The following is a 26,379-nucleotide window of genomic DNA, read 5'->3' as shown; positions in this document are numbered from 1 at the left end:
AGCTCCATGCCGGAAACCACTGCAACACGCGGTGAGCGTGCGCGTCAGCGTCGCCAGCGCCGCGCACGGCGACGGGCCGCGATCTTCGGATCTTCGGCGCTCGGCGTTGTCGCAGCTGGAGCCATCGCCGTCACGACCCTCACCGGCGCAGGAGCCACCGCATCCGCAGACGCGTCGCTCTCGCCGAGCGTGCAAGAACTGTCGCGGGAGCAGGCCCAGGCGTATGCAGTGCTCGCGGTGTCCGGGGAGAGCAGTCAGGGCACGACCATCGACGACCGCGGCTCGAGCGTCAGCATCGACGTCGTGCCAACCGACCCCGCGTCGCTGAAGAAGATCACCGAGGAGATGGTCAAATCCCAGTACGGCTGGGGTGCCGACCAGATGTCGTGCCTCGACAAGCTCTGGATGAAGGAGTCCGGCTGGAACTACTTGGCCGAGAATGCCGAGTCTGGAGCCTACGGAATTCCGCAGTCGTGGCCGGCTGAGAAGCTCGCCACGATGGGTGCTGACTGGAAGACCAACCCCCTCACGCAGATCAAGTGGGGAATCGACTACATCGACCGCGCGTGGGGCACTCCCTGCGCCGCCTGGAACCAGCACAACGGCTCCTACTGAGTCGGCGGAGGTGCCTGCCTCTGCCGCAGTGTGCACACCGCCTGAAGCCCTCGCATTCGCGAATCACCTGGGAGTACCAGCATGACCACGACAGCCATCCGGACCGGCTCGACCCGAGCCTCACGACCAGCTGCACTGCGCAGGCGCGTCGGCGCACGCGTCGTGGTTCCAACACTTGCCGGTCTCGCGATCGCAGCCCTCGCGGTCACCGCAACAGTGCAGCTCAGCGACCAGGGGCACACGGAGAGCGGCGTGCCCGTCGTGGCTTCTGTCGACGAGCTTTCGGCGGCCGGAGCCCAGGGGTATGCAGTGAGCCTCGTCTCGGCCGTCGACGAGGCGCAGGACGCCGGTGCACGGACGAGCGACATCGCCAGCATCGTCGTGACCACGCCCACGCCCACGCCGACTCCCACGCCGGAGCCGGAGCCGGAGCCCTCGGAGTCCTCCGGTGGGTCCTCGTCTGGCGGCGGCTCCTACGAACCGGTCGATGTGTCGTCCGATCCGAGCATCGACGCGACTCTTGCTCGAATCGCCCAGTGCGAGTCGGGCGGCAACCCGCGGGCCGTCAACCCGAGCGGGTACTACGGCCTGTACCAGTTCTCCATTCCGACGTGGCAGTCCGTCGGTGGCACCGGTCTTCCCTCGGAGGCTTCCGTGGAGGAGCAGACGATGCGAGCCAAGATGCTGCAGGCGAAGGCTGGCTGGGGCCAGTGGAGTTGCTACTGAGTCGTTGAGTTGAGGCGCGAGAGCTCTCTCGGCACGGGCACATCCCCGGGCATGTGACGCCGCGTTCGTTGCCATTCTGTAACCATTCCGTTATCCTCGGGGAGTCCCTAGTTCCAACCCCGGGAGATCAATGACCACGTTGCAGCGCACGGGCTCAACGCGAGCAGCGCGTCCGACAGCCGTCCGACGCTCGCGGGCGAAGATCATCGTCCCCATCGCCGCCAGCACCGCGGTCGGCGCGCTCGCGCTCACCGCAGTCCTGCAGGCCGGCGCTACCACGAGCCCCTCGCCTGCCCTCGCGATCGCGCCGAGCGTGGCCGATCTCACCGTCGCGGGTGCCCAGGCCTACGAGGTCAGCCTTGTCTCCGCAGTGGACCAGGCCGGGGCCGACGCCGTCGCAGATGAGGGCGCCACCGCCCCGACCGCGACTCCCCGCGACAACGACCTGGCAGGGATCGTCGTGACCACTCCGACACCAACACCGACACCGACCCCCACGCGCAGCGAAGACGAGTCGACTTCGTCGTCGTCGTCCTCATCCTCGTCTTCCTCCTACAGCAGTCCCGAGTACGTGGCGCCCGACCCCGGCACGGCCAAGGCCCTCGCAGCTGACATCGTCGCGTCCATGGGATGGGGCACGGGCGAGTTCGCCTGCCTCGAGAAGCTGTGGCAGCGCGAGTCCGGCTGGAACGCCGCCGCCGAGAACCCGTCGTCCGGCGCTTACGGCATCCCGCAGTCACTACCGGGTAGCAAGATGTCCACCCACGGCTCCGACTGGCGCACGAACCCCGAGACGCAGATCCGATGGGGAATCGACTACATCAAGGGCCGCTACGGAACTCCGTGTGGCGCGTGGGCGCACTCCGAAGCCGTGAACTGGTACTGAGTCGACCCCACGTTTTGCGCAGGCCCAACGACGCCGCGTGACCTCACGGTCACGCGGCGTTGTCTGTCAGGTCAGCTCACTCCGGCTTCCTAGAATGGATGCCATGCCCCGCTCGAACCGATCTCGCCGCCAGAGCGGGGACCCCTCGTCTCGGTCGCGAGGCGGACGCGCAGCGAAGTGGCAGCAGGCGGCCGTTGAGCGCGAGGCTGGTGGCGCGGACGAGCTCGAGCACCTGCGGGACGGCTGGCGGCGCACCGAGGTGCGCAGAGGCGTTTCCTACACCGTGCAGCCCATCTCGGCGGCGCGCGCACTCAAGGATTATGTGTGTCCCGGATGCCCGAACCCCATCGACGCGGGGGTGTCCCACGTCGTTGTGTGGCGGGCCGAGGGCATTCTCGGCGACGAACAAGCGTTGGCGGCCCGCCGGCACTGGCACAACCACTGTTGGAGGATGGCGTGACTGCAGCATCGAAGGACTCACAGGCCTCGGCCCCCGTCGAGATCAGAAGCGGAACAGAGCTCCCCGCCCGGCGCGAGGAGATCGAGTTGCACACGAGCGACGGCCTCACGCTGGTCGGTGAGCTCGCGCTGCCGCTCGACAGGGAACCCGTCGCGACGCTGGTCACCCTACATCCGCTCCCCACCGCAGGGGGCTTCATGGACTCGCATGTGCTCCGCAAGGCGTCACTGCGGCTGCCCGCACAGGCAGACCTCGCGGTGCTCCGCTTCAACACGCGCGGCACGAGCTCGCCGCGGGGGACGAGCGAGGGGCAGTTCGGCGATGGTGAGACCGAGCGCGCCGATGTCGAGGCGGCCATGGCGTTCGTGCGCGAGCGCGGGCTGCCGAATCCCTGGCTTGTCGGCTGGTCGTTCGGTACGGAGCTTGCGCTGAAGCACGGTCACGAGCACGCTGATGTCCGCGGCCTCGTCCTCTTATCGCCGCCGCTTCGTCGCACGAGCCAGGCCGAGCTCGACCGTTGGGCGGATGCGAGCGTGCCCGTTGTTCTGGTCGTGCCAGAACATGACGACTTCCTGAAACCGGACGAAGCGGCGGAGCGCATCGCGCACCTCCCAGGCCTGGAGCTGGTCGCCGTCGACGAGGGGCGTCACCTGTGGGTGGGGGAGAAGCAGACGCGCAGGGTGCTCGAAGAGATCGTGCGACGCGTCAACCCGGACGCGCTTCCGTTCAGCTCGTGGTGGCCGAGCGTCGACTGACCCGGGTCACGATGCGGTGCATGAAGGAGAGCTTCACCTCGGTCGGTGCGTTGAGCACGAACGGGTAGAGGTCGTTCTGCCCCATCGCCCGACTGAAGCGGTTGAGGAGCAAGGACACCTCGTGCCAGTCGGCGAGCACGCGTTCGATCGACTCATCCCGGTAGTCGAGTAGTGGAGTGATCGAGGGGTGGAGCTGCACGCTTGAGGCTGCGGCGGTCCACAGCGAGCCCAGGATGTGCAGGTAGTGGGCGAACGTCTCGGCGAAGTCCTCCCAAGGGTGCATAGTTGCGTACTCGGAGATGTACGACGCCGCCCAACCCTCCGGCGCTCCGAATCGGTAGTGGCGATCAAGCGCCTCCCGGTAGCTCGCCCGTTCGTCACCGAACAGATCGCGGCATTCGTCGAGGAGTGTCTCATCGTCGAGCAGGATGGACTGGTAGTAGTGCCCGATCTCGTGGCGGAAATGACCGAGGAGTGTTCGATAGGGTTCGCCAAGACGCACCCGAAGCGCCTCGCGATGCGCGTCCAGCGTCTCGGCGAGATCGATCGTGATGATGCCGTTGGCATGGCCGATCGTCACCCGCTGGCCCGAGCTCCTGCTCGAGAGCAGATCGAATCCGAGCCCGCCTTCCCGTTCGGCGTAGCTTGTGATCGGCAGGCCGAGGTGCAGGCACTGTGCGAGGAGTCGCCGCTTGTCGGCGTTGGCCTCTGCGAGCTTCTCGAGCGCCAGCGTGTCATCGGCTTCAGGGCGTCTCCGGACGAGCCGACACGACAAGCAGGATGACGTGGCGATGCCGTCTTCGACGAGCCAGTTGCACTGCCAGGTGCGGTTGCCGCACTCGCGCCAGAGGCGGCCGTCGACAAGTACGACACCGCCGCTCACGTCGATGAACGTTTGCGTCTCGTCGTGGAACGCGATCGGCGTCGCGCAGGCATCGCAGGAGAGCGATTCGAGCATGACCAGCGATGCGCAACGGGGGCACTTGATGCTCTGCACGCCTCGAATCATAGAGGCAGGATCGGACGGGCCGCGCGCGCCGTCTCCGCACGGTTCCGCGGGGCGCGTCAGCGTTCGTTCTGGGCGGGTATCCAGACCTGCTTGACGATGAGGAGGATCGCGGCAGCGATCGGGATCGCCACGAGTGCTCCGAGCAGGCCGAGGAGCGTGCCGCCGGTGAGGGCGGCGATCACGACGATCGCACCGGGAATTTGGACGGCGGAGCTCATGATGCGCGGGCTGATGATGTATGCCTCCACCTGCATGTAGATGACGTAGTAGATCGCAGCCATCCACCAGACGCTGCTGTCGACGGGCATCAGTGCGAGCTGCAGGAGCACGATGATGATCGAGGCCGACAGCGTGCCCACCAGAGGGATGAGCGAGCCGAGGAACGCGATGACGGCGAACACCGCGGGCATCGACGCTCCGATGATGGAGAGGAACGTGAACGACAGGATTCCGTTCGCGAGACCGAGCGCGAGCTGGCCGAGCACGAACTTCCCGACCGACGCCGTGATCTGCTCGGTCAGCTCCGCGGTCCGGGCCCGTCGTGACGCGGGCAGCAGCTGGTAGAAGCCGCGCTTGATGCTGTTCATGCTCGAGACGAAGTAGAGCATGAGGATGAAGACGATGAGCACGCCGAAGAAAGCGTTGACGATGCCGAAGCCGACCTCGAGCACGCCGCCACCGATCGCCGCGAGGTTGTTGCGGAGCCACTCAAGCGCGTCGGTGACGAACTCCTGGGCCTGCAGGTCGGGGAAGCGTTCGTCGACCCATTCGATCACGTTCGAGCCAGCGAGATCGTTGACGATCGACGAGTAGCGAATCGACAGCTGCTCAACCTGGCTGCTGATGCTCGGGATGAGCGCCCAGACGACAAGCCCCAACGCCAGTGCGGCGCCGCCGAGCGAGGAGACAATCGCGGCCCATCGTGGCCAGCGGTGGCGCTCGAGGAAGGCGATGATCGGCTCAAAGCCGAGCGCAAGAAAGAGCGCCGCTCCGATGTACGTGAGGATCGTGCTCAGTGACGCGATCATGCCGCCGAGCACCAGGGCGGTTAGCACGCCGATCGTGGCGATGAAGCCGAGCCTGAACGGATTCTCGATGCGCATTCGGTGTTCCCCCTGATCGGATCCCGACCGGTGGTCGGGATCCGAGTCTAGACGCGTGGGAGGGCGCTCCTTCGCGCGGTGCGCGTCAGCGCTGGCGGGGCGCGCCGCGCTTCTGGTTGGAGTTCTGGCCACCGCCCTGGCGTCCGGCCTGCGCGGGCACGGCGTCCTGAGCGGCCTTGTCTTCCCCAGCGGCTTCCTTGGCCTCGTCGGCGTTCGATTCCGTCTCCTGCTGAGCACCGCCGCTGGAGAGCGCGAAGGCGTGTGCCTCGGCGGCACCATCGCTCGAATCGGGTGCATCCTCAGCCGAAGCCGACGGACGCTTCGTGATCTGCTCGTCCGCCTCCGGGAGGCTGAAGTCGGTGCGCGAGAAGGCACGCTTGAGCTGGTCGAGGTAGCTCTGCACCTGGTCTCGCTCCTCGCGAAGCTCGGAGAGCCGCTGCTCGGCGTTGTCGAGGAGGCTCTGCGTGTGCTGCTCGACCTCGGTATTGCGCTCACGGGCCTGCTTGTTGCTGGTCTCGAGGAGGTCAGCGGCCTTGCGTTCGGCCTGGTCCTGCGTCTCCTGTGCGCGGCGGCGAGCATCCGCCATGATCTTGCCGGCCTCGCGTCGCACCTGCTCGCTGCGCTGGTTGAGGTCTGCGAGCTGCTCGGTCGCGTCATCGATGAGTTTCTTGGCGGCGGCCTCGGCTTTCCTGCCCGCCGCGACGAGCTGCTGCTCGAAGGCGTTGCGGCGCTTCGAGAGCTCGACGTCGAGCTCTGTGCGCTTCGCGTTCATCTCGCGCACGGCACCCTCGCGGAGCGCGTCGATCTCGCCCTTGGCGACCTGTCGCTCAGCTTCCTGCTCGTGCTCCATCTGCGTGCGTCGAGCCGCAGCCTCACGCTCGAAGTCGGCGCGGGCCTTCTCCATCTCGCGCTGACGCTCGGCGAGGCGGGCGGCCGACTCGGCGATGTCGTTCTCGACCGCCTGGCGCTTCGTCGCGAGCTCCTCGTCGACCGAGGCGCGCAGGGCGGAGATCTCGAGGTCGGTGGAGTGGCGCAGCTCGCGGAGCTCGGTCGTGACCTGGTCTTTGACGGTCTCGATTTCGCGTTCTTGGTTGGTTCGCGTGAGCTCGGCCTCCTGCTTCGCGTTTTCGAGCAGGCTGTCTGCCTCGGAACGTGAGTCGCTGAGCACACGGCCAGCGCGCACATCGGCTTCCCGCGTCACCCGCTCGGCGTAGTCGTTTGCCTCCTGGTGGATGCGCGCCGCGTTGCGGTGCGCTTCACTGAGGATCTTGTCGGCCTCGCGCTGGGCCTCGGCGGTGAGCTTCTGCGCCTGCTGCTCGGCGGTCGCCAGCGTGCCGGCGAGCTTCGTGCCGAGGCCGGAGTAGGTGGGGTTGCCCACCTCGTTCAGTTCGGTCTCGAGCTGCTTGATGCGCGTCCGCATGGCGGCGATCTCGCGGCTGGCGCCGGAATCCTGGTTGCCAGCCTGCGCGAGCTGTGTGCGCAGGGACCTGATGACCTCGTCGACCTCGTCGCGGTTGTACCCACGCATCGCAGTGTTGAAGTTGATGTCGTCGAATGCCAAGGACGCCTCCGCGTGAGTTCGGGTTTCCACGTGCGCGCCTGCCGCCCGCGCACGTCCTGAAGTCTAGACGGCGGGCGTGTGCGAGATGCTGATGAGGCCAGAGATGACTCGAACCTGTGCCAGAGAACGCGGTGGTGCGGGCCAGGAAGACCGGACTTTCCGCAGATTCCGGCCTGACATTGGCGTATTCCAGGGGATGTGCGGGCGCGGTGCGTTAGATTGAGGGGTCGAGAGTCTTCGTGAACCTCATGGAAGACGACGGCACCCTCGCGAGAGGAGCACGTCGAGCGCACAAACGATGCACGGCGCAATCACTCGAGAAGGAGTCACTCAGTGAGATTCATCCTAGCCGCGATCGCATTCCTCGGAAGTGCGGCGCTGCTTGTCGTCGGCTGGCTGCAGATCGCAGATGCGCGGGCCGCCGACTCCGTCGTTGCGAGCGGCACCCTGACGCAGGAGTCGCCGCTGCTGGTCATTCCGAGCGACACGCTCATCGAGCACGCTGGAACGCAGTCCATCACCATCAGCGGGGACGGCCCCATCCGCGTCGCCATCGGTCGTCAGGGCGACATCGCCGGCTGGGTCGGCACGACGCAGCATGAGATCGTCACGCTCGACGACACGAGCGGCGCACTCGTCTTTACGCCGGGGGAGGCCTCGGCCGACGAGACTACGGCGCCGAACATCCTCGGCAGCGACTTGTGGTTCCAGGAGTACGAGGGTGAGGGCACGCTCGAACTCCAGCAGACCCTCCCGGTCGGATTCGCGCTTCTTGTGCAGTCCGACGGTGAGTCTCCCGCGCCGGGTCAGGTCTCGATCTCGTGGCCGCTCGACGGTCGCGCGCCGATGGCGGGCCCGCTCCTGCTCGGTGGCGGGGTGCTGCTGCTGATCTCGCTCGGACTGCTGCTGTGGGCGCTCCTGAGCATGCGCCGCCGATCCAAGCCACAGCGCCAGACGCGCGAGGAACTTGACTCGGAGATCCCTGCAGCGGCTCCCGCGTTGGCGGACGACGCCGTGACGACGCCGGCGTTTTCGTTCGGCCGCTCGGCCCCGAGCGCAGACGATGGTCTGGATCGCACCGAGCTCGACCCGATCGAGCAATCGCAGAGCGTCGTCGCCACGTCGGTGAAGCTCTCCGAAGGAGATACGTCGACGACCGGCGGCGACGTCGATCACGACAGCTTCAAGCCGGTCGAGGAAGACGTTCCTGCCTGGGCTCCGCCTTCCTCTGATCCGGAGCAGACGCAGCAGCCGGGTCGTCCCACGTTCCCGTCGTTCCGCGCGCCCGGTGCGGACGTTCCAGCCGTGCCGTCCCAGGCAGGTTCCGAGGGGGCCGCGGTGGCGGCAGACGACCCGTTCAGTTGGAGCGCCCCGGCCGAGACCACGGCGTCAGAAGACGCGCCGTCGCTGCCCTTGGCAGCAGACGCGCGAGCGGAGCAGTCGACGGATGCGCCGCAGCCGAGCGATTCGCAGGGCCCGGACTCGGAGAGCGACCCGAGCGCGCAGAACGAACCGGCGTCGCCTACGGACGACGACGACCGGGGCGATGACACGTCGGCCGGTGGCGAGCCTCCCGCAGGCGGCGCATCCGGTGCGGGTGAAGCCACCCCAGCAGCCGACCCGACCGCGGGCGAAGCGCAGCAGTGGCGCAGGCCGCGTGGCCGCGACCGCAGTCAGGCGCCCAAGCGGCTCTTCCGGCTCATTCCGGTGTTGCTCGTCGGCTCCATCGCGCTCACCGGATGCTCGGCCGATTTGTGGCCGGAGCAGTTCGGCGGTTCGACGAGTGCGCCGACCACACCAACGCCGACGTCGTCGATCGATCAGGCGCTCATCACCGAGGGCGAAGCGCTCCCGGCGGTCAACGCCCAACAGCTCACCGAGATCCTCGACGATGCGGCCAAGCTCGCGCAGGAAGCCGACGCCGCGAACAAGGCGGACGGGCTCAAGCCTCGCTTCACCCAGGCCGCGTACCAGGAGCGCGCCGCGGAGTACCAGGCGAAGGCCGCGGACAACGCCCTGCCGGGCCCTGTCGCGTTCCCCACCGGAGACGTCGTCTACGCCGTGCCGCAGGCCTCTGAGGCGTGGCCGAAGTCGATCTTCGTGGTGCGCGAAGCCGGTGGTGACACCCCAACGGCACCGTTCGGCATCATGCTCACGCAGTCGAATGCTCGCGACACGTACAAGGTGGCGTCCATCGTCCAGCTCACCCCTGACGTGACGCTTCCGGAGGCTGCCCCGGCCGAGATCGGTGCACCGGGCATCGACGCGCTCGAGCAGCCGCTCGTGATCGCCCCAGACGAGCTCGCGGCCGCGTACGCCGACGTCATCACCAACGGCGATGGCTCGCAGTTCGCTGCGCTGTTCTCCCCAGACGGGGACTCGCTGCGCACGCAGATCGCCGATGCGCGGGCTACAGTCTCCGGGGAGATCGACGCGAACGCCGCGAAGATCGAGTTCCAGACGCGCCAGACCGACGATCCACCCTTCGGTGTGCAGACCCTCGACGGCGGCGCGATCATCGCGGTCTCCATCGAAGAGGTCGAGAAGCTGAGCGCTCGCACGCAGCTCGCGACCCTCAGCGTCCAGGGACGCACGGCAGCGCTGGCCGGTGCCAGCTCCTCGTCGCTGGGCTTCGAGACCCTGTACACCAACCAGCTGCTGTTCTACGTGCCGTCGGAAGCGACAGGCGGCGCTGTCCAACTGCTCGGCTTCGCCAACACCATGACCGGCGCACGCCAGCTCAACGCCAACGAGGTTACCTATGGCTGAAACCCCTCCACTCAACCCAGCAAGTCTCTACGGAGCAGTCGACCTGTCCTCGCTCGTGCAGCGCGCGAACGCTCCGGCAGGCCAGGCCTCTCCGGGAGCACCTGCCGCCGCCCCTGGCCAGCAGGGAACGCCAGCCGCAGGCTCCGCAGGTGAACCGGTCGCAACACTTCCCGATGTTGTGGTCGACGCCGACGAGCAGACGCTCGAGCAGTTCATGCAGCTCTCGCAGTTCCTGCCAGTCATCGTTGAGATGCACGCGAAGTGGTCCAGCGACGCGCAGGCGCTCTCGCCGGTGCTCGCCAAGATCGTTCGCGGTGCCGAAGGGCGTATCGTCCTGGTGCGCGTCGACCTGGATGCGCACCCGCAGCTCGGCCAGCAGCCCCAGGTCATCGCGATCATCGGCGGGCGACCGCTGCAGTTGTTCGCAGGCAACCCGCCGGAGGAGCAGATCACGCAGATCGTCGGCGAGATCCTTCAGGTCGCGGCCCAACAGGGCCTGACCGGGCACGTCGCCATCGACGGCGCGCCCGAGGCCGAAGCCGACGCCCAAGAGCCCGCAGCCCCGCCGCTGCCGCCGCTGCACGCTGAAGCCTTCGAGGCGCTCGAGCGGGGCGACTACGCGGCGGCCATCGATGCCTACGAACGTGCTCTGGCCGAGCGGCCGGCCGACGACGAAGCCCGCGCAGGGCTGGCCCAGGTCCAGCTCCTCGTGCGCTTGCAAGGCAAGACGCTCGAGGAGATCCGTCAGCGCGCTGCCGCGAACCCCGACGCGCTCGACGCCCAGCTCGACGTCGCCGACCTCGACCTCTCAGGAGGACACATCGACGACGCGTTCGATCGCCTGCTGACGCTGTTCCCCAAGCTCGACGCGGAGGGCAAGACCGCAGCGCGCGAGCGTCTGCTCGACCTGTTCCTGGTCGTCGGTGTCGCCGACCCACGCGTCGGAGCGGCGCGAGCGAGGCTCACGAACCTCCTGTTCTGACCCGTCCGCGCACGGTCCGCTGTCCGCAGCGCCCGGCCACGCGCACGACGTGAGCGGCCCGGATGCGATCACATCGCATCCGGGCCGCTTGCTGCGTGTTCTGCCGGGAGTTCGCTCAGCCCTCGTGCTTGAACCAGACGGCGGCGAGCGGCGGGAGCGTCACCGCGGCCGACTGCGCGAAGCCGTGCGATGGGATGTCCTCGGTCGTCACCGCTCCGTAGTTACCTGCACCGGAGCCCGCGTACGTCTCGGCGTCGGTGTTGAGCACCTCAGACCAGCGGCCGCCGTGCGGAAGCCCGAGGCGGTACCCGCTGATGACCTGGTTCGAGAAGTTGAAGATCATGGCGACATCAGGGGTGCCATCGAACCCGCGTCGAGCGAACGCGAGGACGCTGTTGGCCGCGTCGTCGCCGCTCAGCCACACCATTCCCGACGAGTCGTCGTCCCGCTGCCAGAGCGCACCCTCGTGCTTCGCGAGGCGGTTCAGGTCGCCCACGAGGCGCTGCACACCCGCGTGCCCGGGGTTGTCGAGCTGCCACCAGTCGAGGCCGCGAGACTCGCTCCACTCGGTCTGCTGCGCGAACTCCTGCCCCATGAAGAGCAGTTGCTTGCCCGGGTGGCCCCACTGGTAGGCCAGGAAGAGCCGGGTGCCGGCGAGCTTCTGCCACTCGTCGCCTGGCATCTTCGAATACAGCGACCCCTTGCCGTGCACGACCTCGTCGTGGCTGATGGGGAGCAGGAAGCGCTCGCTCCACGCATACACGAACGAGAAGGTCAGGTCACCCTGGTGGTGGGACCGGTAGATGGGGTCGCGTTCGACGTACCTGAGGCTGTCGTTCATCCAGCCCATGTTCCATTTGAGTCCGAAGCCGAGCCCGCCCCACTCGGTGGGCTTCGTGACGCCCGCCCAGCTGGTTGACTCCTCGGCGATCATGGCGATGCCGGGGTAGAGCTTGTAGGCGGTCGCGTTGACCTCCTGGAGGAAGGCGATCGCCTCGAGGTTCTCGCGGCCCCCGTGGATGTTGGGCACCCACTCTTCGCGCGAGTAGTCGAGGTAGAGGATCGACGCGACGGCGTCGACCCGCAGGCCATCGATGTGGAACTCCTCCAGCCAGTAGAGCGCGTTCGCCACGAGGAAGTTGCGCACCTGCGAGTCGCCGAAGTTGAACACCTTGGTTCCCCAGTCGAGCTGCTCGCCCAGGCGCGGGTCGGCGTGCTCGTACAGCGCCTGCCCATCGAACTCCGCGAGACCGAAGCTGTCCTTGGGGAAGTGGCCTGGCACCCAATCCATGATCACGCCGTAGCCCGCCTGGTGGAGCCGGTCGATGAGGTAGCGCAGGTCATCCGGTGAACCGAGGCGCGAGGTGGGAGCGTAGTAGCCGGTGACCTGGTACCCCCACGAGCCGCCGAATGGATGCTCGGCGAGGGGCATGAACTCGACGTGCGTGAATTCCAGGCCGTCGAGGTACTCGACGAGCTGATCAGCCAGCTCGCGGTAGCCGAGGCCCGGGCGCCACGACATCGCGTGGAGCTCGTAGGTGGTCATCGGCCCCGTGTGGGGGTCTCGCTGCGCCCGGGCGCTCATCCACTCGGCATCGCCCCATTCGTACGAGCTCGGGGCTGCCACCACGGATGCTGTCTGCGGCGGCTGCTCGGCGTGCAGTGCGACGGGGTCAGCCTTCTCGACCCAGTCGCCGGATGCGGTGCGGATCTGGAACTTGTACGTCTCGTGGGGCGTGACGCCCGGAACGAAGAGCTCCCAGATGCCGAGCGCGTCGAGGCGACGCATTGCGTGGGCTCGCCCGTCCCAGCCGTTGAACGACCCGATGACTCTGACCGCCTGGGCGTGCGGTGCCCAGACGACGAACGAGGTGCCCGAGACCGGAGCGTGCGTGCCCCAGTGCTCGCGGTGGTGGGCGCCGAACACATGCCACAGTCGTTCGTGGCGACCCTCGCCGAACAGGAACTGGTCGACCTCGCCGACCACCGGGAGGAAGCGGTACGGGTCGTCGACGACGTGTGGCACGCCGTCGCCGTAAACGGCTTCGATCCGATAGTCGTCGAGGCCGGAGGCGTGCGAACCCTGCCAGATGCCGTGCGCGAGATGATGCAGCTCGACCCGCTCGCCGCTCGTCTGGAGGATCGCGGTGACGCGCTCGGCGAGTGGTCGGCGCGCGCGGATGATCGTGCCCCCGTCGTCCTGCAGGTGCTGCCCGAGGATCCCGTGCGGCCCGGAGTGGCTGCCGTCGGCAACCGCCCGGAGCTCACCGTCGGGAATGCTGATCGCGGCCTGGGCGGCTGGCTGGAGTTCGTCCGTCATGGTGTTTCCGTTCTCGTTGACGTCCGGCCGCGCGCTGGGGCGCGACCGGACGACGGGTCAGAGTGCCGAGTGCCTTACGCGAAGGATGTGGGCGGGCAGGGTCGATGGGTCGAGCCGAACGTAGTTCGCGCCGCCCCACACCCACTCGTGCCCGCTGAGCAGGTCTTCGACGCCGAACTCGGTGTCGGGGGCGAAGCCGAACTTGGTCTGGTCGATGTAGACGGTCGCCTCCTCGATACCGGAGTGGTTGAGGTTGACCGCGACAATCACCGTGTTGGAGACGCCGTCTGGCGAGTACTCGGCGGGCAGGTGCTTCGAGAAGACCAGGACGTTCTCGTTGTCGCTGAACTGCACCTCGAAGTTGCGGAGCTGCTGCAGCGCCGGGTTGGCGCGGCGCAGCTCGTTGAGCTTCGTGAGCAGCGGCGCGAGCGAGTAGCCGCTCGCCTCGTGCGCGGCCCAGTCGCGCTGCTTGTACTCGTACTTCTCGTTGTCGATGTTTTCTTCAGAACCAGGGCGCGCGACGTTTTCGGCGAGCTCGAAGCCGGCGTAGACGCCCCACAGCGGCGAAGAGGTCGACGCGATGATGGCGCGGATCTTGGCGGCGTTGCGGCCACCCTGCTGCAGGTACTCGGTGAGGATGTCCGGCGTATTCACGAAGAAGTTCGGGCGGAGGAAGTCGCTCGACTCCTTCGACACCTCGGTGAGGTACTCCTCGAGCTCGGTCTTCGTGTTACGCCAGGTGAAGTAGGTGTACGACTGCTGGAATCCCGCCTTGGCGAGCGCATGCATGACGGCAGGTCGGGTGAACGCCTCCGCGAGGAAGATGACTTCGGGGTGCGCGGCGTTGACTTCGTGGATCAGCCACTCCCAGAACTGCAGCGGCTTGGTGTGCGGGTTGTCGACCCGGAAGATCTTGACCCCGAGCCCGATCCAGTACTCAACGGTGTCGAGCACCTCGGCGTACAGGCCGTTGCGGTCGCCGTCGAAGTTGATCGGGTAGATGTCCTGGTACTTCTTCGGCGGGTTCTCTGCGTAGGCGATGCTGCCGTCCGGCAGCTGCGTGAACCAGTCGGGATGCTCGGCGACCCAGGGGTGGTCCGGCGTCGCCTGCAGTGCGAGGTCGAGGGCGAGTTCCATGCCGTGGCGCTCGATCTCTCCGACGAAGAAGCGGAAGTCATCGACCGTGCCCAAGTCGGGGTGGATGTCGCGGTGGCCACCCTCTGCTGCGCCGATCGCCCACGGCGAGCCTGGGTCTCCCGGCTGCGTCGTGAGTGAGTTGTTCGGCCCCTTGCGGTTGGTGTGGCCGATGGGGTGGATCGGCGGCACGTAGAGGACGTCGAAGTTCATCGCGGCGACGGCGGGAACGCGCTCAGCGGCGGTGCGGAAGGTGCCGGAGGTCCAGCTGCCGTCGGCGGCCTGCTTGGCACCCTCGGAGCGCGGGAAGAACTCGTACCAGGCCGCGTTGCCCGCGAGTGCGCGGTCGACCTTGATGGTGCGATGTGCTGAGCTCGTCAGGAGCGACCTGACGGGGTGTGCGTCGATGATCTCGAGCACGTCGTCGGCCAGCAGTGAGGCGAGGCGGAAGGACGCGGACCGCGACGTGAAGCGCGACGCGGTCGCCGCATCCCGGAGCACGGCGGACTGGTGCGCGGTGAGTTCCGGGTCGGCGGCGGCCCGGTCGACGACCTGGGCGCCCAGCTCGAGCATCACCTCGACATCAATGCCAGCGGGAATCTTGATCTCGGCGTTGTGCTGCCAGGTCGCGAAGTCGTCGTTCCAGGCCTCGACCCACCACTCGTGGGCGCCTGCCACGGTGACCTGCGCCTCGGCGAGCCACGAGTCGGTGCCCTTCGCGCCGGGCCGCATGCGGATGCGCTCGGCTTCGGAGCCCGGAGCCGCGAGCAGCAGCTCGACGCCGATGATGTCGTGCCCTTCGCGGAATGCGACGCACGAGAAGGGGATGATGTCGCCGACGTAGCCCTTCGTCGGGAACAGGTTGTCGACGAGCTGCGGCTGCAGGTCGAGGATCGGGATGCGCCCGATCGATGGGACGTAGCCGGAGCCGGGGAAGCCGTCGCCGACCTGCGGAAGCGCGGTTGCGACGGCTGCGGCTGCGGCAGGCTTCGCGGCGGGCGCCTTCGGCTTGCGCGCACGCGGTGCCTTCGCGGGGGCGGCGTCGGAGACGGCCGCCGCGCTCGTGGTTTCGGCTGCCTCGGGCGCCTGGGCTACCTTCGGCGAGCTGCCCGCTCGCTTAGCGCCGGCCCGACGGGGGCGGCTCGGTGGAATCTGGTCTTCTGACGCTGGTATCGTTGCCACAACCGAACGCTACCAACACCCACCCTCATCGGGGCTGTCCGCGTGTCACGGAATGTGAACGACGTCCCGCGCGACGTCCGATCAGATGTGGTGGTGCGCCGGCGTCACGTCGACGGCGTAGACCTGGACCGAGGGGCCTTCGATGCCCGTGAGCTGACCTGGGACGAGCACGCGGCTCGTGGTGAGCGCCTCATCCGGATGCTCGTGGGTCGAGTCCCAGAGCAGACGGTACCCGGTGATGTCGTCGATGGCCGGAGGGCGGAGGGCCGCGTCGTCCTCACTGCCGTGGACGACGATCAGGAGACGGTCGATGAGCATCCGCACCCCGTCCACGAGTTCTGCGTCGCCGGTGAAGTCCGCGTCGGCCTCCGGGATGTACGCGTCGAGCAGCACCTGGAGTGTGCGTCCGCCTGGTCCCTGCCACGAGCCGTCGCCCATCGGGTTGCCGAGCGCGTCGAACCAGCGGCGCCTGGTGCCGTGCTCGCTGAGCAGGTTCCCGTGGTTGAAGCTGCTCGGACGCAGCACTTGGTGCGTGCTCCGCAACTCGATGAGGCGTCGCGTGTGGGCGAGCTGGGCGAGTTGGACCTCGCTGAGATCCCACGAGAACCAGGTGAGGGGCGAGTCCTGGTTGTACGGGTTGTTGTTGCCCTTCTGCGTTCGCGCGACCTCGTCGCCAGCGGTGAGCATGGGAACTCCGGCGCTCAGGAGGAGCGTCGCGAGGAGGTTCCGCATGGTGCGCCTGCGCAGTGTTTCGATGCTGCTGCTGTCGCTCGGCCCTTCGACGCCGAAGTTCCACGAGCGGTTGTCGCCGGTGCCGTCGCGTCCCAGTTCAGCGTTCTGCAGGTTGTGCTTGACGTTGTAGGAGACGAGGTCGCGCAGCGTGAAGCCGTCGTGCGCCGTGACGAAGTTGACCGAGGCGAGGGGGCCGCGATCGTCGCCGAACATGTTCGAGGACCCAGCGAGCGAGGTGCTGAACGACCCAGCGCCCTCGGGATGCACGCCGTAGGTCCGGGCCTCGGCGATGTCGCGCACCCAGAAGGAGCGTGCGTGGTCTCGGAAGCTGTCGTTCCACTCCGACCAGTCTTCTGGGAAGTTGCCCGTCTGCCACCCGCCCATGCCGACGTCCCACGGCTCCGCGATGAGCTTCGTGTCGGCGAGTCGCTCGTCGGTGACGATGGCTTCGAGGAGCGGGTGCTCTCGCTCGAACGCGTGGTGCGCGTTGCGGCCGAGAGTTGCCGCGAGGTCGAAGCGGAACCCGTCGATCCGGAACTCCTCGACCCAGTAGCGGAGCGAGTCGAGGATGAGCTCGCGGACAACCGCCTCCGACGTGTCGAGCGAGTTGCCGCATCCGGTCTCGTCGACGGGGTTGCCGTGCATGTCGTGGCGGTAGTAGGTCGCGTTGTCGAGGCCGCGGAACATGGAGGTCTCGTCGCCTCGCCCGCCCTCTGAGGTGTGGTTGTAGACGACGTCGAGGTAGACCTCGATGCCGGCGGCGTGCAGGTGCTTGACCATGCCCTTGAGCTCGCGTGCCACGGCGTGCGGGCCGGCCGCGCGTGCGGCGGGGGATGCGTACTCCGCGTGAGGTGCGAAGAAGCCGAGCGTGTTGTACCCCCAGTAGTTCGCCATGCCCTGCCGGCGAAGGAAGGACTCCGACGCGAACGCGTGCACGGGCAGCAGCTCGACGGCCGTGACGCCGACCGACTGCAGGTAGGCGATCGTGTCTTCGTGCGCGAGCCCCGCGTAGCTTCCGCGGAGTTCTTCCGGCATATGAGGGGCCAGCTGCGTGAAGCCCTTGACGTGCGCCTCATAGACGACGACATCGCGGAGGGGGAGCAGCGGCGCGCGCACCTGCCCCCAGTCGAACGGCTCGGTCTCGACGACCTGCGCGGTCCAGATGGGAACCGCGACGGTGCCCACGTTGGAGACCTGCTTCGCGTATGGCTCGACGAGCAGGCGGTGCTTGTCGAAGGCGTTGGTGCCGGTCGACGGGCCGTCCGCGCGCACTGCGTAGTGCTGTCCGTTCACGAGCTCGGCGCACTCTGCCTGCCACACGCCGCCAGGCATGCGCGCCATCTCGATCGTGCGCGTGATCGTGCCGTCCGCCTCCACGAGGCAGAGCGTCATCGCCGATGCGTGCGTCGAGAAGACGCGCAGGCGCGCGATGCCCTGGTGGTGGGTGACGCCGAGGTCGGAGCGGGTCTGTGAGTCGAGCATGAGGCCTAAACTGTTCGAATTGAGTGGGCGATGCACCTTCGGAGCTGCCGTCCGCGCGTGCGCGTCCTGGTGCGCACAGATCGCGCAATTCTATGTCCAGAGGAAGTCGAGGAGCGAAATGGCCGTTTACCTCGACCACGCTGCGACGACGCCCATGGTTGCGGAAGCGCGCGAGGCGCTGCTGGACGGGTTGGATCTGATCGGGAATCCGTCGTCGATCCACGGGCACGGGCAGGCGGCGAAGCGGATGCTCGAGGGCGCGCGAGAGCGCATCGCCTCGGCGCTCGGCGCCGATCCCATCGAGGTCGTGCTCACCTCGGGCGGCACCGAAGCGATCAATCTCGGGGTAAAGGGCCTCTTCTGGGCCAGGCGGCAGAACGCCCCCGCTCGCACGCGCATCCTGGTGCCGAGGGGCGAGCACCATGCGACGGTTGACGCCGTTGAGTGGCTGGCCACCCACGAGGGTGCCGTCATCGACTGGCTGCCGGTTGATGCGACTGGACGCGTCGATCTCACGGTCGCTGCGGGGCGGATGCGCGAGCACGCCGACGAGATCGCCCTGGTCACGGTCATCCTCGCCAACAACGAGGTCGGCACCGTGCAGCCGGTGCGTGCGCTCGCCGCCCTCGCCGCCGAGCACGGCATCCCGGTGCACGTCGACGCGGTCGCCGCGTTCGGGCACATGCCCGTCTCGCTGCGCGATCTCGCGGTGGCTGCGGTGAGCGTCTCTGCGCACAAGATCGGCGGCCCCGTGGCCATGGGCGCCCTCGCGCTCGCGCGTGCGCACACGGTCGAGGCTCTCATTCACGGCGGAGGGCAGCAGCGCGGAGTCCGCTCGGGTACGCAGGACGTGCCGGCCGCCCTCGCGTTCGCCGCAGCATCCGACTACGCAGTCGCGAACCTGGACGCGCAAGCGTCCCGACTCGACGCGCTGGCCGGTCAGCTCGCGGAGGGCCTCGCACAGATCCCAGGTGCACAACTCCGAGGTGCCGACCTCGACGGTCACCTCGATGACGGAGGCGTCTCCGTTCGCGCGCGCGTTCCCGGCAACGTGCATGCGACCTTCGATGGCTGTCAGGGCGACTCGATGCTCTTCCTGCTCGACATGGCCGGCTTCTCCGTCTCGACCGGTTCGGCCTGCCAGGCGGGCATCGCAGAGCCGTCACACGTGCTGCTCGGCATGGGGCTCGACGAGCGGGACGCGCTCAGCGCGCTTCGCTTCACCCTCGGCGCCTCGACGAGCAAGAAGGACATCGCTGAGCTCCTCGCGGTCCTTCCTCGCGTCGTCGAGCAGGCGCGGGCGGCGGGATTCTCCGACAGGGCCGTCTAGCGCCTCGTCCGCGCTTCGCCTGCCACGCGTTCGTGCATCGGCCGTGCCCGAGTGTCGGCGGATGCGCCTACGCTGACGCCATGACGATGCGAGGAGGCGGGCCGCCGGCCGGGGGTCGCGTACGTGACGAGTCCGTGCTCCGCGCGGCGAACGAGCAGGCACCGCAGATCGACGACCTGTGGCAGCGGGTGATCCGCCTGTTCGCGCCATACCGCGGCAAGATCGCGATCGCCCTGGTCCTCGTCCTGATCACGGCGGCCATCTCGGTACTGCCTCCGCTCCTCACCGAGCAGGCCTTCGACGTAGGCCTCTTCCCTCCGGGCGGAACGGGCCCGAACATCGGAGAGCTCTGGAAGATCGTCGGCCTCATGGCGCTGCTCTGGGTGTCGTCGAGCGCGCTCGGGGTCGTGCAGACCTACTTCACGGCGAGCGTCGGCAATTCCGTGATGGGCGATCTGCGCGTCCGGCTGTTCGACCACTTGCAGCGCATGGAGCTGGCCTTTTTCACGCGCACGAAGACCGGGGTCATCCAGTCGCGCCTGCAGAACGATGTTGGCGGAGTGGCATCGACGCTGCAGTCGATGATCACCAGCGTCGTCGGCAACATCGTCACTGTGCTCGCGGCCGTTGTTGCGATGGCCCTCCTCTCCTGGCAGCTCACGGTCATCGCGTTTGTGCTCATGCCGGCGCTCGTCTGGGCGCAGCGGCGGGTGGGGCAGGTGCGCGCCAGAATCGCGACCAAGACCCAGGAGTCGCTGTCCGAGATGACCGCGATCACCCAGGAGTCGCTGAGTGTGTCAGGCATCCTCCTCGCGAAGTCGTTCGGCCGCGAAGAGGCGGAAGGGCAGCGCTACCGATTCGAGAACACCAGGCAGATCGGGCTGCAGGTGAAGCAGACGATGAGCGGTCAGTCATTCTTCGCGTTCGTGTCCATCGTCTTCTCCCTGGTGCCCGCGGCCGTCTACATCGTCGCCGCCTACCTCATCACCGGTGGCGTCGACCTCACGGCAGGCACGATCGTCGCCTTCACGACGGTCCAGACCAGGCTGACGATGCCGCTCATCGGGCTCATGCGCATCGGGCTCGAGGTGCAGACCTCGAAGGCGCTGTTCGCGCGAATCTTCGAGTACCTCGACCTTCGACCCGCCATCACGCCCTCGGCCGCGCCCGTCCGGCTCGACGCATCCCGACTCGGCGAGGTGGAGTTCGACCGCGTGTCGTTCCGCTACCCAGACGCGGAGGTCGATTCCGCGCCGACGCTCGACGACGTCTCGTTCAGCGTCCGCCCAGGGCAGTTCGTCGCGTTCGTCGGGCCGAGCGGCGCAGGGAAGACCACGATCGGCTATTTGGTTCCTCGACTGTACGAAGTCACCTCCGGCGCGGTGCGGTTCGGGGGCGTCGACGTGAGAGACCTCGACCCCGAGGCCCTCATCGCGAACACGGGCATCGTGAGCCAAGAGAGCTACCTGTTCCACGCCTCCATCGCCGAGAACCTCCGGTTCGCGAGGCCTGATGCGACGCAGGAGGAGCTCGAGGAGGCCTGCAGGAAGGCCAACATCCACGAGACCATCGCGAGGTTCCCCGACGGCTACGAGACGCTCGTGGGGGAGCGCGGCTACCGGCTGTCGGGAGGGGAGAAGCAGCGGGTCGCCATCGCGCGAGTGCTGTTGAAAAACCCGGCGGTCCTCGTGCTCGACGAGGCTACGAGTGCGTTGGATACCCGCTCCGAGCGGTTCGTGCAGCGCGCGCTGGACGCCGCCTCGCGCGGCCGTACGGTGCTTGCGATCGCGCACCGCCTCTCGACGGTGAAGGATGCCGACCTGATCTGCGTGATTGACGAGGGCCGCATCGTCGAGCGGGGGAGCCACGCCGAGCTTCTCGAGAGGGGCGGACTCTACGCGGCGCTGCACGAGGAGCAGAACGCCGGTCTCGTGGCGTTCCCAGAGGAGGCTCCGCCGCAGTAGCATCTCGCCATGGCCTCCCAGATCGCAGCTGGTGATCCGCTCGACGACGTCGGCCCTCGGGAGCGCTGAACCGTGCTCGATGCGGCCAACGTGCGCAAGTGGGTGCTCGACTCCAACGACGGCATCATCTCTACGACGGGCATCATCCAGGGGTTCGCAGGCGCCGGCGCGGATGAGCAGACGGTGCTCTTCGCGGCGGTCACCCTCATGATCACCGGAGGGCTCTCGCTCGGAGGCTCGGCCTACGCCGAGGCAGCGCAGGATCGAGCGGCGGAGCTCGCGATCATCGAGGAGCAGCAGCGCCGCCTCGCGATGAGCCCGGAAGAGGAGCGCGAGGAGTTGCGCGAGCATTACCTCGACCGCGGCCTCGATCCCCGTCTGGCCGATCAGGTCGCCGTGCAGCTCATGACCCGGGACCCTCTCGGCGCGCATCTCGAGACGGAGTTCGGGATCCTCGACGGTGCGAGCCCGGCCACGCAGCCCTTCTGGATTGCCGTGCGTGGCTTCTTCGCGTTCCTGTCCGGCGCCCTGCCGTTGACGGCCACCGTGGTCTTCGTCGACGATGCGTGGCGCCTCGCGGCCTCGTTGCTGGTGGTGGTCGTCTCGTTGACCGTCACGGGCCTCGTGTCCGCGCGGGCGGGGACGGGGCACCCGCTCAGGGCCGTGACCCGGTCGGTCGGCGTCGGGCTCTTCATCGCCCTGCTGTCGTTCCTTGCCGGCAACGTCTTCGAGGTCGTCGACCAGTTCATTCCGCAGATCGACGTCGACGGTGACGTCGCCTCGACTCCGAGCGGCTGACCGCGACTACCTGGCCAGCTGGATCTCGTCCTCGATCTTCCACGTGCCTGCGAGTGCCGGGGCGAGCGGGATGACCGCGAGGGTGAGCACGGCGAGGAGGCCAAGCGAGAGCGACCAGTTGCCGGTTGCCGTGGCGAGCACGCTCACGGTGAGCGGGGCGAGGGCGGCGAGCGCATAGCCGACGAGCTGCACGAATCCGCTGAGGATCGCCGAGCCGCGCTGTCCCGCCGCGCGCAGGCCAATGAGCGTGAGGCAGATCGGGAAGATGAGCTGCCCGAAGCCGATCAGCACGACCCACAGGATCGGGGCGGTGGTCGGCGCGAAGATGAGGCCCGCGTAGCCGAGCGCGAAGCCCGCCGCCGAGGCGATGAGGGGCCAGGTCGTGCCGAGGTACCGGATGACGAGGGGCGTGGCCAGCGAGAGCGGAATGCCCATCGCGGCGAAGAGCGAGAGATACCCGGCTGCCGCGACGGTGTCTGCGCCCGCGCGTTCCTGGAGGATCGTGGGCAGCCAGCCGAAGCAGCAGTAGGCGTTCATCGACGAGATCGCGAAGGTGGTGGCGAGGGCCCAGGCACGTCTCGAGCGCCAGATCGATCTGGCGGGCTTCGCACGTGTGCCGTCGGGGAGTGTCACGGCGCCCGTCGAGGGGGCGACGTGGCCGCGCGCGGCGCGCACCTGCGCGCGAACAAGGAGGACGGCCCACGGCACGGCAGCGGACGCCGCGACGATCGCCCACATGGACAGCGACGTGCGCCAGCCTGAGGCGAGCGCCACCGGGGCGGCGACGAGCGGCGGAAGCATGGTGCCGAGCGCCACCACGATGGCGTACGTGGAGGTCATGACGGGGATGCGCGAGCGGAAGTAGGTGACCACGACGGGCGGCAGGAGGATGTTGCCGATCCCCATGCCCAGCAGCGCGATCCCGCTTCCGCCGAGCAGTGTCGGGATGTTGGGTGCCGCTCCTCGAAGCAGATGGCCCGCGATGATGGCGCTCAGCGCGATCATGATGAGCAGCTCGAGGCGCACGCGGCGCAGGAGCCACGGTGTGATGAGGCCCGCGATCGCGAACGCGACGGGCGGCAGCATCGTCAGCACGCCTGTCGTGGCTCCCTCGAGCGGCAGGTCGACTGAGATGAGGTCGAAGATCGACGACGCGTTGGTGACGGCCGTTCGCAGGTTCAGTGCGAGCAGCACAAGCGCGAGCACGGCGAGTGCCGTCCAGATCCACGGAGATCTGCTGCTGCCGGAGGGTTTCTGAGGGGGGAGAGCTGACACGAGGTGCAACTGTACTCAGCGTCTGCCCAGGAATCTTGCACTTGTGAAAGTTTGCACTCATGCATATTCTTGAGGGGTGTCGAACGCAGCCCTCTCCCTCCGTGAACGCAACCGCATCGACTGCTGGCATGCCATCCACGATGCGGCGGCTGACCTCACCATCGAGCGCGGGCTCGACGAGACCACGATCGACGCCATCAGCGAGCGGGCGGGTGTCTCGCGACGCACGTTCTTCAACTACTTCCCGAGCAAGGAAGACGCGGTGCTCGGCATGCAGGCACCCACCATCCCCGACGGGGCGGTCTCCGACTTCCGCACCGGCGAGGGCGACTCGTTCGGCCGCACGATGCGGCTCATGCTGGCCGTGCTCGACTCCGCGATCCCGGACCACGACGACTTCCCGAGACGGCGCACCCTCGCCGAACGGCATCCCGTCCTCGAGGAGCGGCTCCGGCGGCACATCAGCGCGGCCGAAGACATCGTGCTCTCGATCCTGAGCGACCCAGACGGTGAGGTGCGCGCCGAATCACGGTCGGGCGACATCGAGTCGGCGAAGGCGCTGCTCTCGCTCGCCGCCACCATCCTGCGCTTCACCAGCAGAAACGACCCCCACGGCATCCTCGTCGATCGAGAAGCCGCCATCAACCGATCCATCGACGTCTTCCGGAAAGCGATCTCAGAAGCTCTATGACGACTCCCCCCAGCATCGACTCGCACGCCCGCGCCGACGTGCAGAACGTCACGACCGCACCTGAGGCACCCGCACCCGGTGCAAACCGGCGCAGCATCGTGCCCCTGTTCCTGGGGCTGATGGTCACCATGCTCATGGCATCGCTCAACAACACCGTGCTTTCCAGCGCCATGCCGACCATCGTCGGCGAGCTGCACGGTGTCGAGCACATGAGCTGGGTGGTGACGTCGTTTATCCTCGCCTCGACGGTCATGATGCCCGTCTACGGCAACCTGTCGGACCTGTTCGGTCGCAAGCCGCTCCTGCTCATTGCCATCGGGCTCTTCATTGCCGGGTCCGTCCTCGGTGGGCTGGCCCCATCCATCGAACTGCTCATCGGCGCCCGGATCGTGCAGGGGCTTGGCGGTGGCGGTCTCATGATCCTGTCGCAGGCGGCGATCGCAGACGTTGTGCCCGCGCGTGAACGCGGCAAGTACATGGGCGTCATGGGCGCGGTGTTCGCTTTCTCCTCCGTCGCGGGCCCGCTGCTCGGCGGCTGGTTCACCGAGGGTCCCGGCTGGCGCTGGGTGTTCTGGATCAACCTGCCGCTCGGAGCGCTGGCCCTGCTCGCGACGATCTTCCTCCTGCGCCTGCCGAAGCGACCAGCGCACGAGCGGACGCGCATCGATGTCGGCGGCATGGCCCTCATCTCGCTCGCGACGACCGCACTGGTGCTCGTCGGTACCTGGGGTGGTTCCCAGTACGAGTGGACCTCTCCCACCATCCTGCTCCTCGCGGCCCTTGCCGTGGTCTCGGCCACAGGGTTCGTGCTTGTCGAACGCCGCGCGGCGAACCCGATCATGCCGCTCGGCATGTTCCGCGACCGCAACTTCATTCTGACCACGATCGCCAGCCTCTCGACGGGCGTCATCATGTTCGGCACGCTCGGCTACATGCCGACCTACCTGCAGATGGTGACGGGCTCCGGGCCAACCGTCTCCGGCCTCCTCATGACGCCGATGATGGGCGCGCTGCTCATCACCTCGATCCTGAGCGGTCAGTACGTCTCTCGCACCGGTCGCTACAAGTGGGTGCCGATCGCCGGCGCTGCAGTGCTGGGTGCAGGACTCGTCGTGCTCTCGTTTGTGACCGTCGACAGTCCGGTGTGGATGATCTGCGTCGCGCTGGGCATCATGGGTATTGGACTCGGCGGAAGCATGCAACTGCTCACGCTCATCGTGCAGAACTCGTTCCCGGCCCGAATCGTCGGCACCGCGACGGCGGCCAACAACTACTTCCGGCAAGTCGGGGCCACGCTCGGCTCCGCGGTGGTCGGCTCGGTCTTCGCCGCCCGGCTGACGCAGATGGTCGCCGATCGCCTGCCGGCGGGTGCTGCGGCTGAGGACGGCGCGAGCTCCTTCACACCGGCCGCGATCGCCCAGCTGCCCGAGCAGATCCGCGCCATCATCGTCGGCTCCTACAACGAGGCGCTCATCCCGATCTTCCTTGCGCTGGTGCCGCTGACGATCATCTCGATCATCGCGCTGTCGTTCCTTCGCGAGAAGCCACTCGCCACTGGTGCGGAGCCGTCGGCGACGACCTCGGCCACGCAGATCGGCTGAGCTCGGCACCGCAGATCGGCCCCGGCCCGCTGAGCGACTCGCTAGATGCAGAGCTCGGGGCCGAGGTCGATGGTCTCGCCGTCTGCGGTCATGGTCGCGAGACCGCACCATCGCTCGCTCGTCTCAGGGCTGATCCCGAGCGTCGTGTAGATCGACTGCACGTCGTGCGCTGAGACGGTCTGCCCACGCTCCGAGTCGCGGTCCACGGCGGGGTAGACCGACATGGTCAGCTCGTTGCCCGCGGCCGAGCCGTCGTAGCGGGTGACCCTGCCCCACACAGCTTTGCAGCTCGTGGAGTACATCATCTGCACTTGCGTCTCCCGGTCGCGCATCTCGCTCGCCGCGACCACGGCGTCGTCTCGGCACACGGTCTGCATCGGGTCCATGCCGTCCGCGATGCTCGCAAACGGGTCCTCTTCGGCCGTCAGCTGCCCGACGCCGAACCAGATGCCGCTGGTGACGGCGGCCGACACAATCGCTGCGGCACAGGCCGGTGTGACGAGACGGCGCTTCGAGATGCCAGTCGGTTCGTCAGTGCCTGTGCGCGGTGCTGCCTCGGCGTTCGTGAGCCCGGAGGTTCCAGTTGCGCCGGGCTCGTCTGTCGACGGCTGGGGGACCGAGGGGGCGGATTCGGCCGTGGCGAGCGCCGCCAGTGCGCTCCTGCGATCGAGCCAGGGGCGTGGTTCTGCTCCGAGCGCCCTCACCAGTCGGTCGACGGTCTTCTCCGTCGGTAGGCGACTCCCCGCGAACGCGTCGCCAACGACGGTCTTCGAGATCCCGGTCTCCGTGGCCAGCTTCATGATGGTCGGCTTGCCCGCCTGCTCGCGCAGCTGTTGCAGATCGGCGTTGAATTTGGAGGGGGAATCGGGGGTATCGCTCACGCGTTGCCTGCCTCGGGGTAATGGCCATTCACTGGCGCTGGACATCGTCAAAGTACCAGAGTCGCAGAGGGCACCCGGGGCAGTGTCGGAGGCCCGACGTACACTGATCCGGTGAAAGTTCTA

20 protein-coding genes are annotated in these 26,379 nt (G+C 67.8%); 12 read left to right on the top strand and 8 right to left on the bottom strand.

Annotated elements, in window-relative coordinates:
* The first annotated feature begins 6 nt into the window (after nt 1-6).
* The 5 genes from ACPYN9_RS09330 to ACPYN9_RS09310 all read left to right on the top strand — a co-directional run bounded on the left by ACPYN9_RS09330 (nt 7) and on the right by ACPYN9_RS09310 (nt 3,442).
* Entirely contained in the window at nt 7-615 is a 609-nt protein-coding gene (locus ACPYN9_RS09330; protein WP_424465951.1) for a lytic transglycosylase domain-containing protein, read from the top strand.
* Between the two features lie 81 nt (nt 616-696).
* On the top strand, nt 697-1,341 hold the full coding sequence (locus ACPYN9_RS09325) for a transglycosylase family protein (protein ID WP_424465949.1): 645 nt from the start codon (nt 697-699) through the stop codon (nt 1,339-1,341).
* A 130-nt stretch (nt 1,342-1,471) separates the two neighbouring features.
* Nucleotides 1,472-2,227, top strand: a complete 756-nt coding sequence (locus tag ACPYN9_RS09320; RefSeq protein ID WP_424465947.1) for a transglycosylase SLT domain-containing protein — start codon at nt 1,472-1,474, stop codon at nt 2,225-2,227.
* A gap of 103 nt (nt 2,228-2,330) precedes the next feature.
* Nucleotides 2,331-2,687, top strand: coding sequence for a hypothetical protein (locus tag ACPYN9_RS09315; protein ID WP_424465945.1), 357 nt, complete (start codon nt 2,331-2,333; stop codon nt 2,685-2,687).
* Nucleotides 2,684-3,442: an alpha/beta hydrolase gene (locus ACPYN9_RS09310; RefSeq protein WP_424465943.1), complete on the top strand. Its 759-nt coding sequence runs from the start codon at nt 2,684-2,686 to the stop codon at nt 3,440-3,442. Before ACPYN9_RS09315 ends, ACPYN9_RS09310 begins: the two co-directional genes overlap by 4 nt.
* Here ACPYN9_RS09310 and ACPYN9_RS09305 read toward each other — a convergent pair.
* The 3 genes from ACPYN9_RS09305 to ACPYN9_RS09295 form a co-directional block, all read right to left on the bottom strand.
* Entirely contained in the window at nt 3,414-4,439 is a 1,026-nt protein-coding gene (locus ACPYN9_RS09305; RefSeq protein WP_424465941.1) for a zinc-binding metallopeptidase family protein, read from the bottom strand. The two genes, ACPYN9_RS09310 and ACPYN9_RS09305, sit on opposite strands and share 29 nt — an antisense overlap.
* Nucleotides 4,440-4,507: 68 nt before the next feature.
* Nucleotides 4,508-5,554, bottom strand: coding sequence for an AI-2E family transporter (locus ACPYN9_RS09300; RefSeq protein ID WP_424465939.1), 1,047 nt, complete (start codon nt 5,552-5,554; stop codon nt 4,508-4,510).
* Nucleotides 5,555-5,639: 85 nt separating this feature from the next.
* A complete protein-coding gene (locus tag ACPYN9_RS09295) occupies nt 5,640-7,115 on the bottom strand; it encodes a DivIVA domain-containing protein (protein ID WP_424465938.1) in 1,476 nt (491 codons plus the stop codon).
* A 333-nt stretch (nt 7,116-7,448) separates the two neighbouring features.
* Between ACPYN9_RS09295 and ACPYN9_RS09290 the strand changes: the two genes are divergently transcribed.
* Nucleotides 7,449-9,884 carry a hypothetical protein gene (locus ACPYN9_RS09290; RefSeq protein WP_424465936.1) on the top strand — a complete coding sequence of 812 codons (2,436 nt, stop codon included), beginning with the start codon at nt 7,449-7,451 and terminating at the stop codon, nt 9,882-9,884.
* Nucleotides 9,877-10,866 (top strand): tetratricopeptide repeat protein, encoded by a 990-nt coding sequence (locus ACPYN9_RS09285; protein WP_424465934.1) that lies wholly within the window; start codon nt 9,877-9,879, stop codon nt 10,864-10,866. The genes ACPYN9_RS09290 and ACPYN9_RS09285 overlap by 8 nt, the downstream gene beginning before the upstream one ends.
* A gap of 115 nt (nt 10,867-10,981) precedes the next feature.
* Here the strand turns inward: ACPYN9_RS09285 and glgB are convergent, their stop codons facing one another.
* From glgB to glgX, 3 genes are all read right to left on the bottom strand, one after another.
* Nucleotides 10,982-13,186 (bottom strand): 1,4-alpha-glucan branching protein GlgB, encoded by a 2,205-nt coding sequence (glgB, locus tag ACPYN9_RS09280; RefSeq protein ID WP_424465933.1) that lies wholly within the window; start codon nt 13,184-13,186, stop codon nt 10,982-10,984.
* 57 nt (nt 13,187-13,243) lie between these two features.
* Complete coding sequence (locus ACPYN9_RS09275; protein WP_424465931.1) at nt 13,244-15,502, bottom strand: alpha-1,4-glucan--maltose-1-phosphate maltosyltransferase; 2,259 nt, start codon at nt 15,500-15,502, stop codon at nt 13,244-13,246.
* Nucleotides 15,503-15,583: 81 nt separating this feature from the next.
* The gene (glgX, locus tag ACPYN9_RS09270; protein ID WP_424465929.1) at nt 15,584-17,716 is read right to left on the bottom strand and encodes a glycogen debranching protein GlgX; all 2,133 of its coding nucleotides are present in this window, start codon (nt 17,714-17,716) and stop codon (nt 15,584-15,586) included.
* Nucleotides 17,717-17,834: 118 nt separating this feature from the next.
* Here glgX and ACPYN9_RS09265 point away from each other — a divergent pair, with 118 nt between their 5' ends.
* The 3 genes from ACPYN9_RS09265 to ACPYN9_RS09255 all read left to right on the top strand — a co-directional run bounded on the left by ACPYN9_RS09265 (nt 17,835) and on the right by ACPYN9_RS09255 (nt 21,808).
* Nucleotides 17,835-19,046: a cysteine desulfurase family protein gene (locus ACPYN9_RS09265; RefSeq protein WP_424465927.1), complete on the top strand. Its 1,212-nt coding sequence runs from the start codon at nt 17,835-17,837 to the stop codon at nt 19,044-19,046.
* A gap of 80 nt (nt 19,047-19,126) precedes the next feature.
* Nucleotides 19,127-21,010 carry an ABC transporter ATP-binding protein gene (locus ACPYN9_RS09260; protein WP_424465925.1) on the top strand — a complete coding sequence of 628 codons (1,884 nt, stop codon included), beginning with the start codon at nt 19,127-19,129 and terminating at the stop codon, nt 21,008-21,010.
* Between the two features lie 72 nt (nt 21,011-21,082).
* Complete coding sequence (locus ACPYN9_RS09255) at nt 21,083-21,808, top strand: VIT1/CCC1 transporter family protein (protein ID WP_424465923.1); 726 nt, start codon at nt 21,083-21,085, stop codon at nt 21,806-21,808.
* 6 nt (nt 21,809-21,814) lie between these two features.
* On the opposite strand, the gene ACPYN9_RS09250 is transcribed toward ACPYN9_RS09255, so the two are convergent.
* A complete protein-coding gene (locus ACPYN9_RS09250) occupies nt 21,815-23,083 on the bottom strand; it encodes a CynX/NimT family MFS transporter (RefSeq protein WP_424465921.1) in 1,269 nt (422 codons plus the stop codon).
* A 76-nt stretch (nt 23,084-23,159) separates the two neighbouring features.
* On the opposite strand from ACPYN9_RS09250, the gene ACPYN9_RS09245 reads away from it, so the two are divergent.
* Nucleotides 23,160-23,774, top strand: coding sequence for a TetR family transcriptional regulator (locus ACPYN9_RS09245; protein ID WP_424465919.1), 615 nt, complete (start codon nt 23,160-23,162; stop codon nt 23,772-23,774).
* Complete coding sequence (locus ACPYN9_RS09240; RefSeq protein ID WP_424465918.1) at nt 23,771-25,375, top strand: MDR family MFS transporter; 1,605 nt, start codon at nt 23,771-23,773, stop codon at nt 25,373-25,375. Before ACPYN9_RS09245 ends, ACPYN9_RS09240 begins: the two co-directional genes overlap by 4 nt.
* 41 nt (nt 25,376-25,416) lie before the next feature.
* Here ACPYN9_RS09240 and ACPYN9_RS09235 read toward each other — a convergent pair whose 3' ends face one another.
* Nucleotides 25,417-26,256 (bottom strand): helix-turn-helix domain-containing protein, encoded by an 840-nt coding sequence (locus ACPYN9_RS09235; protein WP_424465916.1) that lies wholly within the window; start codon nt 26,254-26,256, stop codon nt 25,417-25,419.
* Between the last annotated feature and the right edge of the window lie 123 nt (nt 26,257-26,379).

It is taken from the genome of Pseudoclavibacter helvolus, assembly GCF_049707175.1.
Taxonomy (GTDB): domain Bacteria; phylum Actinomycetota; class Actinomycetes; order Actinomycetales; family Microbacteriaceae; genus Pseudoclavibacter; species Pseudoclavibacter helvolus_A.
The sequence above is the reverse complement of the archived record's forward strand: the minus strand, read 5'-3'. Positions and strand labels throughout refer to the sequence as shown.

What these genes read in the sequence shown, in the direction of transcription:
- ACPYN9_RS09330 (WP_424465951.1), top strand. Translation starts at nt 7, where the DNA reads ATGCCGGAAACCACTGCAACACGCGGTGAGCGTGCGCGTCAGCGTCGC.
- ACPYN9_RS09325 (WP_424465949.1), top strand. Translation starts at nt 697, where the DNA reads ATGACCACGACAGCCATCCGGACCGGCTCGACCCGAGCCTCACGACCA.
- ACPYN9_RS09320 (WP_424465947.1), top strand. Translation starts at nt 1,472, where the DNA reads ATGACCACGTTGCAGCGCACGGGCTCAACGCGAGCAGCGCGTCCGACA.
- ACPYN9_RS09315 (WP_424465945.1), top strand. Translation starts at nt 2,331, where the DNA reads ATGCCCCGCTCGAACCGATCTCGCCGCCAGAGCGGGGACCCCTCGTCT.
- ACPYN9_RS09300 (WP_424465939.1), bottom strand. Translation starts at nt 5,554, where the DNA reads ATGCGCATCGAGAATCCGTTCAGGCTCGGCTTCATCGCCACGATCGGC.
- ACPYN9_RS09285 (WP_424465934.1), top strand. Translation starts at nt 9,877, where the DNA reads ATGGCTGAAACCCCTCCACTCAACCCAGCAAGTCTCTACGGAGCAGTC.
- glgB (WP_424465933.1), bottom strand. Translation starts at nt 13,186, where the DNA reads ATGACGGACGAACTCCAGCCAGCCGCCCAGGCCGCGATCAGCATTCCC.
- glgX (WP_424465929.1), bottom strand. Translation starts at nt 17,716, where the DNA reads ATGCTCGACTCACAGACCCGCTCCGACCTCGGCGTCACCCACCACCAG.
- ACPYN9_RS09265 (WP_424465927.1), top strand. Translation starts at nt 17,835, where the DNA reads ATGGCCGTTTACCTCGACCACGCTGCGACGACGCCCATGGTTGCGGAA.
- ACPYN9_RS09260 (WP_424465925.1), top strand. Translation starts at nt 19,127, where the DNA reads ATGACGATGCGAGGAGGCGGGCCGCCGGCCGGGGGTCGCGTACGTGAC.
- ACPYN9_RS09240 (WP_424465918.1), top strand. Translation starts at nt 23,771, where the DNA reads ATGACGACTCCCCCCAGCATCGACTCGCACGCCCGCGCCGACGTGCAG.